The sequence below is a fragment of the Nostoc sp. genome, assembly GCF_036917975.1.
In the GTDB taxonomy this organism is placed as follows: Bacteria; Cyanobacteriota; Cyanobacteriia; order Cyanobacteriales; family Nostocaceae; genus Nostoc.
Genome location: NZ_JBALEJ010000073.1, coordinates 116630 through 132531 on the forward strand (window position 1 = coordinate 116630; position 15902 = coordinate 132531).

General features: G+C 42.7%; 15 protein-coding genes and 1 tRNA gene. 12 read left to right on the forward strand and 4 right to left on the reverse strand.

Annotated features, from left to right (window positions below):
• The first annotated feature begins 146 nt into the window (after positions 1 to 146).
• From V7K76_RS26375 to V7K76_RS26385, 3 genes are all read left to right on the forward strand, one after another.
• Complete coding sequence (locus V7K76_RS26375; protein WP_334774666.1) at positions 147 to 1583, forward strand: deoxyribodipyrimidine photo-lyase, 8-HDF type; 1437 nt, start codon at positions 147 to 149, stop codon at positions 1581 to 1583.
• 410 nt (positions 1584 to 1993) lie between these two features.
• Positions 1994 to 2239, forward strand: a complete 246-nt coding sequence (locus tag V7K76_RS26380; protein ID WP_334698744.1) for a hypothetical protein — start codon at positions 1994 to 1996, stop codon at positions 2237 to 2239.
• Positions 2220 to 2504: a hypothetical protein gene (locus V7K76_RS26385; protein ID WP_334774667.1), complete on the forward strand. Its 285-nt coding sequence runs from the start codon at positions 2220 to 2222 to the stop codon at positions 2502 to 2504. The genes V7K76_RS26380 and V7K76_RS26385 overlap by 20 nt, the downstream gene beginning before the upstream one ends.
• A 369-nt stretch (positions 2505 to 2873) precedes the next feature.
• Here V7K76_RS26385 and V7K76_RS26390 read toward each other — a convergent pair whose 3' ends face one another.
• The 3 genes from V7K76_RS26390 to V7K76_RS26400 all read right to left on the reverse strand — a co-directional run bounded on the left by V7K76_RS26390 (position 2874) and on the right by V7K76_RS26400 (position 5959).
• Positions 2874 to 4103: a glycosyltransferase family 4 protein gene (locus V7K76_RS26390; protein ID WP_334774668.1), complete on the reverse strand. Its 1230-nt coding sequence runs from the start codon at positions 4101 to 4103 to the stop codon at positions 2874 to 2876.
• Positions 4104 to 4493: 390 nt separating this feature from the next.
• Positions 4494 to 5126 carry a response regulator transcription factor gene (locus V7K76_RS26395; RefSeq protein WP_334951048.1) on the reverse strand — a complete coding sequence of 211 codons (633 nt, stop codon included), beginning with the start codon at positions 5124 to 5126 and terminating at the stop codon, positions 4494 to 4496.
• Positions 5123 to 5959 (reverse strand): S1C family serine protease, encoded by an 837-nt coding sequence (locus tag V7K76_RS26400; protein ID WP_334774670.1) that lies wholly within the window; start codon positions 5957 to 5959, stop codon positions 5123 to 5125. The genes V7K76_RS26395 and V7K76_RS26400 overlap by 4 nt, the downstream gene beginning before the upstream one ends.
• Before the next feature lie 161 nt (positions 5960 to 6120).
• Between V7K76_RS26400 and V7K76_RS26405 the strand changes: the two genes are divergently transcribed.
• Positions 6121 to 6339, forward strand: coding sequence for a hypothetical protein (locus V7K76_RS26405; protein WP_334774671.1), 219 nt, complete (start codon positions 6121 to 6123; stop codon positions 6337 to 6339).
• Between the two features lie 118 nt (positions 6340 to 6457).
• Here the strand turns inward: V7K76_RS26405 and V7K76_RS26410 are convergent, their stop codons facing one another.
• On the reverse strand, positions 6458 to 7369 hold the full coding sequence (locus V7K76_RS26410) for a S1C family serine protease (RefSeq protein WP_334774672.1): 912 nt from the start codon (positions 7367 to 7369) through the stop codon (positions 6458 to 6460).
• Between the two features lie 505 nt (positions 7370 to 7874).
• On the opposite strand from V7K76_RS26410, the gene V7K76_RS26415 reads away from it, so the two are divergent.
• From V7K76_RS26415 to V7K76_RS26450, 8 genes are all read left to right on the forward strand, one after another.
• The gene (locus V7K76_RS26415; RefSeq protein ID WP_334774674.1) at positions 7875 to 8750 is read left to right on the forward strand and encodes a uroporphyrinogen-III synthase; all 876 of its coding nucleotides are present in this window, start codon (positions 7875 to 7877) and stop codon (positions 8748 to 8750) included.
• 102 nt (positions 8751 to 8852) lie between these two features.
• Positions 8853 to 9152: a 2Fe-2S iron-sulfur cluster-binding protein gene (locus tag V7K76_RS26420; RefSeq protein WP_334774675.1), complete on the forward strand. Its 300-nt coding sequence runs from the start codon at positions 8853 to 8855 to the stop codon at positions 9150 to 9152.
• Positions 9153 to 9605: 453 nt separating this feature from the next.
• Entirely contained in the window at positions 9606 to 10973 is a 1368-nt protein-coding gene (locus V7K76_RS26425; protein ID WP_334774676.1) for a glycoside hydrolase family 10 protein, read from the forward strand.
• 152 nt (positions 10974 to 11125) lie between these two features.
• Positions 11126 to 11689 carry a hypothetical protein gene (locus tag V7K76_RS26430; RefSeq protein ID WP_334774677.1) on the forward strand — a complete coding sequence of 188 codons (564 nt, stop codon included), beginning with the start codon at positions 11126 to 11128 and terminating at the stop codon, positions 11687 to 11689.
• A gap of 336 nt (positions 11690 to 12025) precedes the next feature.
• Positions 12026 to 14275: a sensor histidine kinase gene (locus tag V7K76_RS26435; protein ID WP_334774678.1), complete on the forward strand. Its 2250-nt coding sequence runs from the start codon at positions 12026 to 12028 to the stop codon at positions 14273 to 14275.
• Positions 14276 to 14337: 62 nt separating this feature from the next.
• Positions 14338 to 14409, forward strand: a tRNA-Lys gene (locus V7K76_RS26440).
• Between the two features lie 180 nt (positions 14410 to 14589).
• A complete protein-coding gene (locus V7K76_RS26445; protein WP_442936182.1) occupies positions 14590 to 15555 on the forward strand; it encodes a deazapurine DNA modification protein DpdA family protein in 966 nt (321 codons plus the stop codon).
• 13 nt (positions 15556 to 15568) lie between these two features.
• Positions 15569 to 15889, forward strand: coding sequence for a hypothetical protein (locus tag V7K76_RS26450; protein WP_334951043.1), 321 nt, complete (start codon positions 15569 to 15571; stop codon positions 15887 to 15889).
• Positions 15890 to 15902 lie beyond the last annotated feature (13 nt).

Consider the following 15902-nt stretch of genomic DNA (forward strand, 5'->3'; position numbering starts at 1 on the left):
GCAGGGGAGGCAGGGGAGGCAGGGGGAGAAATAAACAATGCCCAATCCCCAATACCCAATCCCCATTAAAAAATTTATCGACAGAATGATGCTCATTGGTACCACTAGCATCTAAGCTAGTACGGGTGAACTATATGCAGCATGGAATGTCTGACTTAATTCTGTTTTGGCATCGGCGCGATTTACGCATTTCTGACAATACGGGACTGGCTGCGGCAAAACGGCAGAGTCCGAAGGTGGTGGGCGTGTTTTGCCTCGATCCGAATATTCTGGAGCGGGATGATGTTGCTCCTGTGAGAGTAACTTATATGATTGGCTGTTTACAGAAACTCCAAGAGCGATATGCTCAAGCTGGTAGCCAGTTGTTAATACTCCACGGCGATCCTGTACAAGCGATACCAGCTTTAGCAGAGGCAATAAATGCCAAAGCTGTTTTTTGGAATTGGGATGTAGAACCTTATTCACAAGAACGCGATCGCACAATGATAAATGCCCTCAAAGAAAAAGGCATTGAGTTTCTTAACCAAAACTGGGATCAAATCCTCAACTCTCCAGATGAGATCCGCACGGGTGGTAACAGTCTTTACACAGTTTATACTCCCTTCTGGAAAAATTGGATTACTAAGCCAAAGGCTCAACCAGTAGAAACACTACAAAATGTTGAGGGATTAACGGAAGCTGAACAGAAAATTGCCAAACTTGCAGGAGCGATCGCATTACCTTCAGCGAAAGATTTAGGGTTTATTTGGGATGAACAATTGATTATTTCACCGGGAGAGGCGGCGGCGCAAGAACGATTAGAAGAATTTACTAATAAAGCGATTACTGAATACCAAGAACAGCGAAATTTCCCCGCAGTTGACGGTACATCACAATTAAGTGCAGCTTTGAAATTTGGGGTAATTGGCATTCGCACCATTTGGCAAGCCACCATAGAAGCACTAGAAAACAGCCGCAGTGAAGAAACAGCAGTTAATATCCGCACATGGCAACAAGAATTAGCTTGGCGGGAGTTTTTTCAACACGCAATGTATAACTTTCCCGAATTAGCTGATGGTGCTTTCCGCGACACCTTTAAAAATTTTCCCTGGGAAACTAACGAAGCACATTTCCAAGCTTGGTGCGAGGGGAGAACAGGCTACCCCATTGTGGATGCAGCAATGCGCCAGTTAAATGAAAGCGGCTGGATGCACAACCGTTGTCGGATGATTGTCGCCAGTTTTCTCACCAAAGACTTGCTCATTAATCCCCAATTGGGAGAAAAATATTTTATGCAGAAGTTGATTGATGGAGATTTATCTGCCAATAATGGCGGCTGGCAATGGAGTGCTTCTAGTGGTATGGATCCTAAACCTGTGCGAATTTTCAACCCAGCCAGTCAAACACAAAAATTTGATCCAGATGGCGAATATATTCGGCAATGGGTATCAGAATTGCGGTCTGTAGATACAGAATATTTAGTTACTGGTAAAATTCCACCTTTAGAACGTCATGCTGTTGGCTATCCCGATCCAATTGTGGATCATCAAATACAACAACAGCAGTTTAAACAGCGTTATCAACAGCAAAAAAACTTTCAATAGTGCTGAGTGAAACTGTTAGTTAATATTTAGTTAAGGTTGATAAGTATCCACCACAAGCTGCGATCATCGCGTTGCCATAGCAGTAGATGTACCAACAATTATGTTGTACGATTTATATCGTCTATGCAAATAGAGACGTATTAGGGAGAGCGATCGCCAACAACACCTTTTGCTAGTTTACTTAAGAGTAAGGATATGCAAATGGGAAGGGCGATGTCTCCGACGGGCTACGCCTACGCACCTAGATCGGAATTGTCTAGTTTTTTGTCTAATTTGCATTAACTGCGGATACATTACCGCAAATGCGCTGATATTTTAATTTCCCTTCTTCATAAATTCCGCAAAAACACCGTTACGCTATTCGTACTTATGATCAAAACTTAGAGCATCCAGTTTATTAGGGCGTGTTTATGACCAACCCTGTAAAGACGGTTATCCAAGTCAATCTGGAGATGGCTCTAGAAGTAGCTCAAGAATTGGAGCAAGCTCCATACACTCAACTCAGTACCTATTGTTTGGAGATTTTACGAGAGATCGGATGTCCTGGTACTGAACTCCCTGTTAACTTACAAACTCGCGATCAGCAACTAAACTTTATCACAGGCTTCGCATCTTATGCTTTTGGGGAGGTACAAAGTGTACAGAGCATTAATTGATGATATATTTTCTGATGCAGAAGGGGCAGAAGAAACTACTTTTCCAGCCACAGACGAAGATTTACTAATTTTAACAGAAAAATTTTTAGGGTTTGAAATTCCCTCGAAGGTTTTCTTACAAGCTATAGCCATTGCTGATTACGACTGTGCAGCCGCTTTTCGCTACGTTGATAATTATTTGACTACCCTCAAGCATAAAAATCAGCGCCAGAAGCGGAAGAAATTACTTGTGTTAAGGTGTTCGACTAGGTTTGACAATAATTGACGTGCTGATTCAAAAGCTAACTAAAAACCAATACGATTTAGATAAGATAATTTGCACTGTGGATTTAGAGACGTTGTAATGCAACGTCTCTACACATATTTTTCCCACACTGACAAGAAAGAACAATTAGAATTTATCTATTAGACATCTCCAGAAATTAAATATGCGTTATCCAAAACCCTTGTAGAGACGTAGCACTGCTACGTCTCTACATTCATTTTCGGAGATATCTATTGAGAAATAAGATCCCCGACTTCTCAAAGAAGTCGGGGATCTGTAGCTTTAAATTACGTTAGCGACGCGCAAAGCGAGTCCGCGTATCCTTACAGGGAAGTAAGCTACGCTTTTAGCGTCTCGTAGAGAGCGTCATTACGAATTACGATTACTTTTCCCAAGACAAACTTGTTCATAGCTTTTACCTGCAATATCCCAAGTGAATTCTGTTTCTACCAGTTGTCTGCCGTTGTGAGACAATTCTGAACGCAGATGTGGACGATCGAATAGTTGACTAATAGCGGTGACGTACTCTGCCGGTTTATTTGCTCGTAATGCCCTAAGTGGATGATTAGCACCATCTACAGCTAACCCTTCTAAGCCGCGATCGCTCGCTACTACAGGTATGCCAGCTGCCATTGCTTCTAAAGTTTTATTTTTAATACCAAACCCAGTCCGCATCGATACAACGCAGATAGTGGCTTGGTGTAAATATTCTGCCATCGAAGGTACACGCCCAAGTACATTAATTCCTGGTTTTTGAGCGAGTGCTAAAACTTCTGGAACTGGATGAGAACCAACAATATCGAAAGTTGTATTGGGATACAATTTTTGGATTTCTGGCAAAACTTCGTTGCTGAAAAAACAGACAGCATCAATATTTGCTAAATTATCCATTGCACCGATGAAAATTAAGCGATGTCCTCCGGGATCGGTGGTACGGTTGGGGAAAGAAACTAAATCTACGCCATTGGGAATAACTGTAATTTCACTATTGGGGTTAAATTCTTGTAGTTGAATTTTATCTTCTTCAGTTGTGGCCACAATTGCCGAAAATTTAGCGCAGTAGCTTTGCTCATAACGCCGCAAAAGTGGCAGATTAATTTTATCTCTCAAGGAATTTTCGGAAATGCCCGTTGCTAGCTGGTTCCGACAGGTAGCGTAAACAGAACTATGAACATTAACTATGGTTTTTAGCTGTTTCTGAAAATGCGATTGGATATAAATTTCATTGACGCTATGTTCGCAGGTAATTACATCACATTTTCCCGCTTCCACCCAGTTATCAACCCATGTTTGCATCTCAACTGAGTAGCGGTTAAGTACGCTTGGCGGTGTTCCCTGTTGCAAGAATCTTCCAAATCGCTGAATTTTCTTGAATATTCCGGTGCTTTGAGAATCTGGCGGGCGTTCAAAAATGGCTAAATGATCGACACAATCGCGTAATCCGGCGATTTCTGCCTCTGTAACATCACCCTCGCGTTGAGTTGCGAGGGTGACAGTATGGCGTTGACTGAGATACTTAAGTAAATTAAATGTCCTAACTTGGGTTCCCCCGCGTGTTGGTGGGTAGGGAAAGGTGGAAGATAGCATTAAAATGTTCATACAAATGAATCAAATTTGATACATACACCATGACCTGATTGGAGGCTGTATGTCATCATTTGATATTGAATAGACCTCTCTCCAAACCTCTCTCCTAAAAGGAGAGAGGCTTTGAGGCTACTCCCCTTCCCAATACTGTTCGGTTAAGACAAAAGACGCGATGAATCGCCGTCTCTACAATAATCAATATTTTGTAGAGACGGCGATTTATCGCGTCTTTATAATGATTTCTCGGATCTTTGCACTCTAAAATTTACATCAAAAAACCTTAACCGAACCGTATTGCTCCCCTTCCCTTGCAGGGAAGGGGCTGGGGGTTAGGTCTTTTTTTATAGTCTACTCAACTGAAAATCGCTGTATGCAATGAGGTATATTCCATCCAAGCGATAATCACAGCATAATCAAACCCAATCTGACACCTACAGCAACAGCCTCGGTGCGGCTGGAGACACTGAGCTTTTGAAAAATAGATGAGAGATGAAATTTGACGGTATATTCAGAAATATGTAGGCTTTTAGCGATCGCTTTATTTCCCAACCCAGACCCAAGCATCCCTAAAACCTCTATCTCTCGTGGTGTCAAGGTTTGTACGGGATTCGTTACCACTTTTTCTCGGATAGACAGTAATTCTACAGCATCCGGGTGCAACACTAGCAAACCAAAAGCGATCGCCTCTACAGCCGCGACAATTTCTGACTCTGTGCTGGTACTAGGCAATATTCCCCGGATACCAGAATGTAATGCCGTTTCTAAGTCGATGCTATCGAGTTCCTCAACAATGACGATCGTGCCTAATGGATATTGCTGTTCTTGAATAACCAGCAATTTTTCCCACACCGATTGTTGCAGATTACCACTCAAATCTACCAGTACCACATCTGGTTGTAATTGCTCAACTTCCCTTGTCAATACATCCAAATCGGATGCACTCCCCACAACCGTCAGCCGAGGATTGGTTGTCACCACAGCTGATAATCCTGCCCGGACTACAGGGGAAGTAGCAACAACCATCACCCGAATCATGTCGCCTCCACAGCAGTTTTCCCAGCTTGTACTGCAACATAAATCACGAATTGCTGGCTACCGCGTAGGAGTTGTAGCGGCACAGATCCTTTACTTTCATGGAGATATTTACTTAAATCATTCATGGTAGTAAATAATCGCCCCGAAACTCCAATTAGAACATCGCCGATTTGCACACCAGCAGTTTCCGCCGCACTATCAGGTAAAATTGACAACACCAATAAACCTAAGCTACGCCTACCTAAAAGCACAGGTTGCAGTGTGACTCCCAGGTGCGGACGACTATTTCCCTGTAAAAAACGCTCAACGGTGTTGCTAGGAACTGCCACAGCTAAACCATTAACAATCATGGTGTTAATTCCCACGACAAGGCCTTGACAATCGGCAAGTGGCCCCCCAGAATTACCAGGATACAGCTGCAAATCAGCCATAACAGCCCGTGGATTATTTGCATGGATAATTCCAGTTGTCACAGCACCACTTTCAGCAAAGGGATTACCCACCGCCAAAACTAATTCACCCACTCGTAGCGTCTCAGAATTACCAATGGTTGCAGCAGTTAAATTAGTGGCAACAATTTTTAGGGCTGCTAAATCCTGCTGTGGATCAAATTGGGTACGCACCGCATCAAATACCCTTCCATCTGCCAATTCCACAGTTGCGCGGCTGCTAGTTGCCACATGGGCATTAGTAATAATGAGTCCGTCGGGTTGCCAAATTACACCAGAACCGACTCCCAAAGAGCCACTTTTGACTTTGACAGTGCGATCGCGTAGTTTAGCAGCTACCTCTGTCAATTCAGCAGCGATGTTAGTTAATGCTGTGTTTGCCATGTTATACAATTTTTCCCCATGTCAAAGTAAAGTTAGTGAACTGACAATAGTTTTTAGTCGGGTTGGGATAATTGAGAATGCTGCAATATATTAGTCAACCCAACTTTGGAAAGTAAATTCTGAGAGTTTTAAGTTCAGAAGCGCAACGTTCAAGCAAAAAGGTGCAAGTTCCGAGTTCAGAGGCGCAACGTTCAAGCAAAAAGGTGCAAGTTCCGAGTTCAGAAGTGCAACGTTCGAGTAAAAAGGTGCAAGTTCCGAGTTCAGAAGTGCAACGTTTGAGCAAAAAGGTGCAAGTTCCGAGTTCAGAAGCTCAACGTTCGAGTAAAAAGGCGCAAGTTCCGAGTTCAGAAGCGCAACGTTCGAGTAAAAAGGTCGAATGAATCAAAAGATTTAGATAAATTTTGACAAAACTAGTAGTCTGTCAATAAATAATTGATGGATAAATTACCTGTAGAGACGGCGATTTATCGCGTCTCTCTAACTCATCCCCAATTGGCATTATTCCTCCTTAGTAGGTCGTTCGCCAACTGCGATCGCTAACTCAATTAACACTCCACCCCGGACAAGTTGCACGTTCACAGCTTTACCAATGCGATCGCTACTATTAAGCAACGCCAGGACATCACCTGTATCGCCGACAGTTACGCCATCGAATGTTACCAAAACATCGCCAAGCAGCACACCTGCATTATCAGCAGGCCCCGCAGCCTCAACATTGACAACAATTACCCCAGTTGCCGAACTTAAATTGAGAGCAGTTTTTAGATTCTTTGGTAAACGTACAGGCTGCATTCCCAGACCCAAGTAGCCCTTAGAAATGCGTCCTTTTGCCACTAATTGGTCAACCACGCGATCGATTGTAGCAGTGGGAATAGTCAGAGCAGTACCACGCCGCCCCGATGTATTCATGCCTACCACAAAACCCGCAGCATCTACCAGCGGCCCACCTGCAAAACCAGAGTAAAGGGTGATGTCTGGGCGGATGAATTGGTCAATATTCCCACCATTCATACTCCGCCAAGCACCGCTAACTACACTGACTGCACCCATCGCCGCCCTTAAATCACCTTCGCTACCTCTTGCCAGTCCTAGAATCAGATGACCAACTTTCAGCGTTTTGGCATCACCAACTTTTGCCACAGGTATTTCTGCATTTTCTAGTTTAAAAACAGCTATATCAGTGCTAGAGTCATGACCAACGAGTGTTACTGGTGCAGTGCTACCATTTGATAACGTAATGGTGATGTTGTCATAGCGCTGGAGAGATTCATCAGAGGTAACAATAATGCCATTACGCCAGTGAATACCACTTTGAGAAAGACGTGTACCCCCATTTACGGCAACTACAGCACTTCCAACTTCTTCTACGGTGTCAGCTAAACTGTTGGACAAAGCCAGTAATGAAGACATAAGATTTTTCCGCCAATGTTCTTAGATGTTCATATCGTGCCGTTTTCTCAACACAGATGGCATCGGAAAAATGGGGAGAATTCATCCTAGAAAAATGGCTAGGACAAGAAGCAATACCGTTCGGTTAAGGTTTTTTGATGAAAATTATAAATCTCAAAGACGCGATAAATCGGCGTCTCTACAAAAGACTGATTATTGTAGAGACGGCGATTCATCGCGTCTCTTGCCTTAACCGAACAGTATTGGGACAAGAAGGCAAAAGTAAAAAGGCAAAAGTAAAAAGAAAGAATGCTTATTTTAGACATCTCCGAAAAAGAACGTAGAGACGTAGCACTGCTACGTCTCTACAAGGGTTCTGGGTAACGCATATTTAATTTCTGGAGATGTCTTTTGTAAGCTTTCTGGCTAGGCTATTTTAAATGGGTGGTTTATTTACGCCGTGTTGTACTCCAGAATTCATGCTGAATTCTGAATCCTGACTCCTGAATTCTGTTTTGAGAAACAAATGGACACCCAATCAAGAGAAATCAACTTGTTGACTCCATCTAGCAAATTACCTCTAGATGGTAAGAGAATTTTAGTTACAGCACCAAGAAATTATGCTTATAGGTTATCTGAACAAATTATCAAACAAGGTGGTTTACCTATTTTCATGCCTACTATCGAAACCTGCTATTTATCAAACTACAATCAGTTAGATGCTGCTTTAAACCACATAGACGAATTTGATTGGATTGTCTTTACAAGTAGAAATGGCATCACTGCATTTTTTCACCGCATGAATGATTTGAATATTCCTATATCTGTAGTGCAAAAATGTCACTTATGTGCTTTAGGAAAAGATGCAGAAAGCTTATTAGCTTTTTGTGGCAAGGTAGATTTAATCCCAACAGAACCTAGTCCAGCCGGAATTGTGGCTGAACTCGCGAAACTTCCGCAAATTCAAAAGAAAAAAGTCCTAATACCTGCTCCAGAAGTTGTTGGTTTACCTGAGCCTGATGTCGTACCCAATTTAATTACAGATTTGCAGAAATTGGGTATAGAAATAACTCGCGTACCCACTTACATTACGCAGGGTTTAGACAAAAGTATCTATGGTGTGGAATTAAACCTGATACGTCAAGGAATTATCAATGTAATAGCCTTCAGTAGCACAGCAGAAGTAGAAAGCTTTTTGACAATGGTTAACTCGCAAAGCGATTATCAAAGCTGCATTATTGCATGTTTCGGCCCTTATACAACTGCTAATGCTCAAAAGTTGGGTATGAATGTTGCGATCGTGTCTAAAGACTATAGTTCATTTCAGGGATTTGCTGAAGCGATGTCTACGACGGGCTACGCCTACGCAGCATTTTTTACTCTTACTTTCAGTTCACACTAACTGCCTTAAGATATAGATTAATTAACGACATTTGACTCTAGACTAGCAGCACATAAACCCGTAGTATCGAAAATGGAGTTTATATTGAGTTAGGAATTTTTCATGGCAACTTATAAAGTTACACTACGTACCCCAGACGGCGAAAAAGTAATTGATGTCCCTGATGATGAGTACATCCTAGAGATCGCTAACGAAGAATATCATCTGGACTTGCCCTATTCCTGTAACGCTGGTTCTTGCTCTACCTGCACCGGGAAGCTGATTTCAGGTACAGTTAACCAAGACGATCAGAACTTCTTAGACAACGATCAAATTGACGAGGGATTTGTTCTTACCTGCGTTGCGTATGCCACTTCTGATTGCGTTATCGAAACCAATCAAGAAGAAGCGCTTAACGGTTAACTAAGAAATTGTGGATTTAAGATAACACGAAAGTCCCCACCCTCAACTCTTAGTAAGTAGGGTGGGGATGAAAAAGAATTCAGAAGTCAGAATGGGCTAAACGCCCCGCTACCACTAACAGGAGTCAGAATTCAAGAGCGGAGCTGATCGCATTTCTGCATTCCAATAGGAGTTGCCAAAATGACTACAAAATCCTATAGACATCTCCGAAAATGAATGTAGAGACGTAGCACTGCTACGTCTCTACAAGGGTTTTGGATAACGCATATTTAATTTCTGGAGATGTCTTATGTACGTATCGAGAATTATCAGCAGCTAGTAAGAATTGTCTGCTAAGACACATTTATTAATTGATATCTAGGCATTAAATCATCATTTATTTACATCATCCGGAGGATTACAACTTTATTTTGTAGTTATATATATTCCGATCGCATTAGGTCACGCTTACAAATGAATCGGGTTGTTCGCCGTTGTTTTTCTTACTTACTGTGTTTGGGATTAGTAGTTGCTTTAACAGTTTTCTTACCTTCTTCACTACCAGTTTATTCCCAAAAAACAAGTCCTTTAACTACAGAAATTCGCGGCGTTTGGCTCACTAATGTTGCTAGTGGTGTACTATTTGTCCCTTGGGGTATTAACCGTGCCATAAATCAATTATCGGCTCTCAACTTTAATACAATCTATCCTGTAGTTTGGAACCGAGGACATACTTTTTATAAAAGTGCTGTAGCCAAAATGACTACAGGCTCGGATACTCAACCTTTGCTAAATTTCTTACATGGTGGACAGGATGTTTTAGCAAAGATAGTAACACTTTCTAAAAATAAAGATATGAGAGTAATTCCCTGGTTTGAATATGGGTTTATGACTCCTCATTATTCGCAATTAGCAAGGCGTTATCCCGACTGGTTAACAATTGGTCAAAAAGGTATCAACTCTATTCAAGATGCCCCACCAGAAGAAATCGACAATGTTTTGGTGAGTAAACAGGCATGGTTGAATCCTTTACATCCACAAGTACAAGAGTTTATTCAATCACTAATATTAGAAGTAATCAGAGATTACAATGTGGATGGTATTCAGCTTGACGATCATTTTGGAATGCCTGTACAGTTTGGCTACGATCGCTTCACAATCAAACTCTACCAGCAAGAGCATCAAGGCAAAAATCCCCCTATCGACCCTTTCAACCCAGAATGGATGCGTTGGCGAGCCGATAAAATTACTGACTTCATGGCAGAAATCTATCAAGCTATCAAGGCAGTCAAACCCAAAGTCAAAATATCTTTGTCTCCTAATTATCAAGCTTTTGCCTACAAATACTATTTGCAAGATTGGGAAAATTGGGTAAAAAAAGGTTTAGTTAATGAGTTAGTTTTGCAGGTATATCGAAACGATAAAAACTCTTTTATCGCTCAACTAGAACAACCATCTGTGAAATTGGCTCAAAGTCTAATTCCCGTAGGTATTGGTATATCAACGGGAACTGTAGGTAATCCGGTGAAAATGGCACAAGTTAGAGAGCAAGTTCAAGCAGTGCGCGATCGCTATTTTGATGGTGTCTCTTTTTTCTACTGGGAGAGTCTTTGGGGTTACATTGTACCTGAATCACCCCAACAACGACGCAAAGCTTTTTTTGATATGTTTAATGCTAAAACTGTCAGACTATTGCAAACAAAGGCAGGAGGCAGAAGGCAGGAGAGAGGAGGTAGGAGGCAGGAGGCAGGAGGCAGGAGGCAGGAGGCAGAAGACAGGAGGCAGGAGGCAGGAGGCAGAAGACAGGAGGTAGGAGGAAAGAAATATTACGAGAAACTTTAGTTGTAGGTTATTGCCCAATAGTATCAAAAATATTAATAAGAATGGAATGTGCCGCGAAATACAAAGCGTCCATAGCCTAAGTACCACACTTTTAAGCGTGGGTTCCTCCTGCAAGAACTACCTTCCTCCTCCTGACAAACAAAGAAACTTTGATGCTATTTGCACCTGGAAATACCAAATTTGGCTTTACACTGCTGTGGATTTTAGCTACTTTTGGCGGTTTTTTATTGAGTTTACTCTTAATTGAAGTCGGTGAAAAACCCGATGTTGGGGTAGTAGAAGCAGCTATCGGGGGATTTGCGATCGCACTTTTTCAAGGCTGTCTTCTCAAACAACCTATATTTTGTATCAGGTGGATTTTGGCAAGTCTTTTGGGTTGGAGTATAATCACTGCGATCGGTATTGGTGCTGTGGGTTGGATTGTACCTAGCACTCAGATTCTTCCCCTGAGAATCTTGTCAGGTGCGGTTTATGGTGCCCTTGGCGGTTTGGGGATTGGATTAGCACAATGGTTAGCAATTTCCCAGCATCAGGCATGGCGATGGATATTTGTCTCTGCGGCAAGTTGGGCTGTTGCTATTCCTGTGGGTTCTGTTGTGGGGGCGATCTTGCGCCACTTAACGCAGTTATTCTTCGGCGAAGTCATAGGGTTAGCCATCACTTGGCTGCTGGTTGCTATCCTCACAGGGATCAATGCCCACAAATTGCGATTTTGACACTCCCCATTCTATTATTAAGAATAATAAATTTAATTGATATATACTTATGATTGCACTTAGATATGTGCAAAAATCTGGAAAAACTGTTAAAAACCAGTTTTCAGTAAGTTTGCCCTAACCTGCAAATGTATTTTCACCTTCAAAAAGCAGGATTTGTTAAGCTGACTCCTATTAGCTTTCCTAGATTTCTGGCAAGAAGTAGAGAAAGATCCAAATTTCAATGAGCAACGGCTGACAATACTTTGCTATAGGCGCTAAAGTGCATCTACTACTACAAGCTTAACGACAAGAGAGCGCCTAGAAGAGTCAGTAATACCAGACAGGGACTCTCGCATGAATATAAATCCAGCAGAATCAACTATGGAGTTGACAAAATTATCACCACCTCAAATTCTTTTCGGCACAGAAGTAGATGAAAAAAGCAGTAGCGAGCAGTTTTTATTGAGCATGTACGATTCTGTGCAGGCATCAATATTTGTAGTTGATGTTCTAGAGGATGGAGATTTTCGATATGTGGCCCTTAATCCCACTCATGAGCGGTGGATAGGCATTCGCTCAGACGATCTCCGGGGCAAAAAACCAGAGGATATTCTCTCCCCCGTTGATGCTGCTAGGGTGCGTCAACGTTATGCTGACTGTGTAAGTTTCGGCACAACTATATCTTACGAACAATGTTTGCAATTCCAGGGAATACCTACTTGGTGGAGTACGACTCTCACCCCACTCAAGGATGCTAACTCCAGAGTTTATCGACTGATTGGGACTAGCAGCAATATCACCCCTGTGAAGCAAGCAGAACAAGCCGTTGAACTCCAGGTTGAACGAGAGCAATTGCTAGAAGCGATCGCTGGACGGATTCATCAATCTGTAGACTTAGAGACAATTCTGCATCAGACAACAATTGAACTCCGGCAGTTTTTGAATTGCGATCGCGTGTTAATTTATCGCTTCGAGGCTGATGGTAGTGGAATCATCATTACCGAATCAACTGTAGCCGCCAGTAATCCTCTCTTGGGAAAAAACATCAGCGATCCCTGTTTGGCTAGCAAACATCCAGAACACTACGGACGAGGCTGCATTCAAGTTGTCGAAGATATTTATGCAGCTGGGCTGCATCCTTGCCATATAGATTTCCTGGCATCTTTGCAGATTAGAGCCAATCTAGTCGTGCCGATTTTCCAAGAGCAAGATATGTGGGGGCTATTAATTGCCCAGCATTGCCAAGAATCGCGTCAATGGCAGCAAACGGAAACTGACTTGCTCAAACAGTTGGCAACTCAAATCGGCATTGCCGTCCAACAGGCAGAACTTTATCAGCAATTCCAGGATCTCAAAGCCCAGATGGAGTTGCAAAAACAGAAACACCTCAATCAGTTGCAGCAGGTGCGAAACTTTGAAGCCTTGGTGCGACGGATGACAGAACAAATCCGTGACAGTATAGATGAAACTCAGGTGTTGCAGACAGTCACCCAAGAATTAGCACAATTACTGAACCTTGAGCGTTGCCAAATCGAACTCTATAGCACCTGCCAAACTCTAGTTACTATTACTTATGAATACACCATTAACTTACCCTCATGTCAAGGATTGAGTAGACAGATTGCAGACCGTCTGGAAGTTTATCAGCCGCTATTGCAAAAACAACCATTGCAATTTTTAGAAATTCTGCCGGGATGGCAACCAAAGTTGCTAGTTATGGCTCAGATGGCTTGTCCAATTTTCGATACTCAAGGTATTTTGGGAAATATTTGGTTGACAAGACCATCACAAGAGGCTTTTGATGAATTTGAAATTGAGTTAGTGCAGCAGGTAGCAAATAAATGTGCGATCGCCATTCGTCAAGCAAAGCTTTACAAACAAAACCAGGCACAGGTAAAAGAACTAGAAAAACGCGATCGGCTAAAAAACCAATTTCTCAGAACCCTCTCTCAAGAACTGCGGACACCAATAACAAGCATTAGCCTTGCAGTCCAGACTCTCGAAAGTGTCCTCACACCAGCAGAAATATCAGAGATAGAAATAGTTCCGCAATTATTGCAAATTCTGTATAACGAGTGTGGGCGAGAAAGCAAGTTAATTAATGACCTACTCACACTCACATATCTCGAAGCCGAACCCGATCCTCCAACTTTGATTGCCATTGACTTTCAAAGCTGGCTTCACCCAATTATCGAGTCCTTTCGAGACCTCACCAACTGCCAGCGACAACACTTAAACCTAACTGTTGATCGTGCCTTGCCGCCTTTGGAGACAGATATCACTGATTTGGAGCGCATTGTCACCGAACTGCTTAACCATGCCTGCAAATACACACCAGCCGGTGAATACATCACAGTCTTTGCTCACCTGACAGGGGATGCGATCGAGCTTAACATCACCAATTCGGGAATAGAGCTTACCAGCAATGAACTGTCACGGATTTTTGAGCCTTTCTATCACCTTTCCAAACACGATCCTTGGAAACATAGCGGCACTGGATTGGAATTGGCATTAGTGCAGAAAATGGTCAGACATTTAGGCGGCTCAATTTATGTAGAGAGTGCAGCCGGTCAAACCACCTTCATTGTTAAATTCCCCTTTTAATTTGTTTTTTGGGTGCGGCACTGGCTAAATTTCAGAAGTCGTGCTATGATTGCTAATCGTGTGGGTGACTAGCTCAACGGTAGAGCAGTAGACTCTTAATCTATTGGTTGCGGGTTCAAATCCCTCGTCACCCACTCTTTCCAGCCCCTGCCTTTTTATCCTTGACTAAATCTTGACTAAATCGAGCAAAGGCTATCCCCTGAAAGCCTTATCTATCAAGGATAATCAGCAGTGAATTTTTGACTAATTTGAATAAAAACGCCTACTGTCCAGTGGACTATCTAGTATGTCCACTGGACAGTTAAAATGTGACTATGAATTCAACCGCCGCTAGCGATTCTGTACGAAATCATCAGGCAATGTCCAATCGATTCTGTACAGAACATCCCCCAGGTATCTCCCGGTTTTTCATTGGCAGCAGCCCCAGCCTTGCTGCTAGTATTGTCAGCCATGATTACCCCGCAGCAGGGGTCATGATTAGCATAAATTCTCTTTGCGATCGCAAAAGCAATTTTGATGTGGGCGATTGGATTTTAGATAGTGGAGCATTCACTGAAGTCGCACGGCATGGTGGTTATCGGCATGGCGTTGAGCAGTATTTTCAGCAAATTAAACGATGGTCAGCTTGTGGCAACTTGCTAATTGCAGTCGCTCAAGATTGGATGTGCGAACCATCTGTTTTGAAACGAACCGGGTTAACCGTTATTGAGCATCAACGGTTAACCATTGAGCGTTACGATCAGCTAATGAGCCTGAACCCTCTAGTCGCAGTTATGCCGGTGTTGCAAGGGTATCGGGTGAGCGACTATCTCAAACATTTGACAGATTATGGTGCGAGGCTTTCTCCTGGCGCTTGGGTTGGAGTCGGGTCAGTCTGTCGGCGCAATGGAAACCCGGAAGAAATAGCAGATATTCTCAAAGCAATTAAGCTACTGCGATCTGATCTCCGTTTGCACGGTTTTGGCTTGAAAATCCTAGCTTTAGAGAGTGCTGAAGTCAGAGCGCTGCTCTACTCTACAGACTCAATGGCTTGGAGCTATCCGCGCCGATTTCAAGCCGTGCCACAAGAAGAAATACCAATGGCCCACAATTACCAGCAGAGAATAAATGCGGCGGTAAACGATTCTGTACAGAAACGAGTGCCTAAGACGGCAGGGGCGGGTAACGGACAAGGCCGCAAGCCAAAATGGAAATCATCGACTCAATCCGTTAGACTGCCTAAAAAATACATCCCACAAATTATTCAACTTGCTAAACAGTGGGAAGAAGAGGACAAGTGACGAAATGGAGATTATGTCTATTCGGTACTACAAATTAGAAGGACAAACACCCGTTGCTGTTGAGTCTTTCTTGGAGTGGAATTTCTGGATGGCTTTAGCCACCTTTGCTGAAACTACAGTTATGTACAACGACTTCAACGACTCTCTAGTTTCAACTAAATTTGTGGGCATAGATTTAAATCCTGGCAGTAGTAACGCTGACGCTCAACCAATGATTTTTGAAACGTCGGTCATGGGCGGCGTACTGGACGGGAAAAAACAAATTTACCCCACTTGGGACGAAGCGATACAAGGGCATCTTAAGATATGTAGTCAAATTTTGGCTCTAAGTTGACTGCAAGATAATG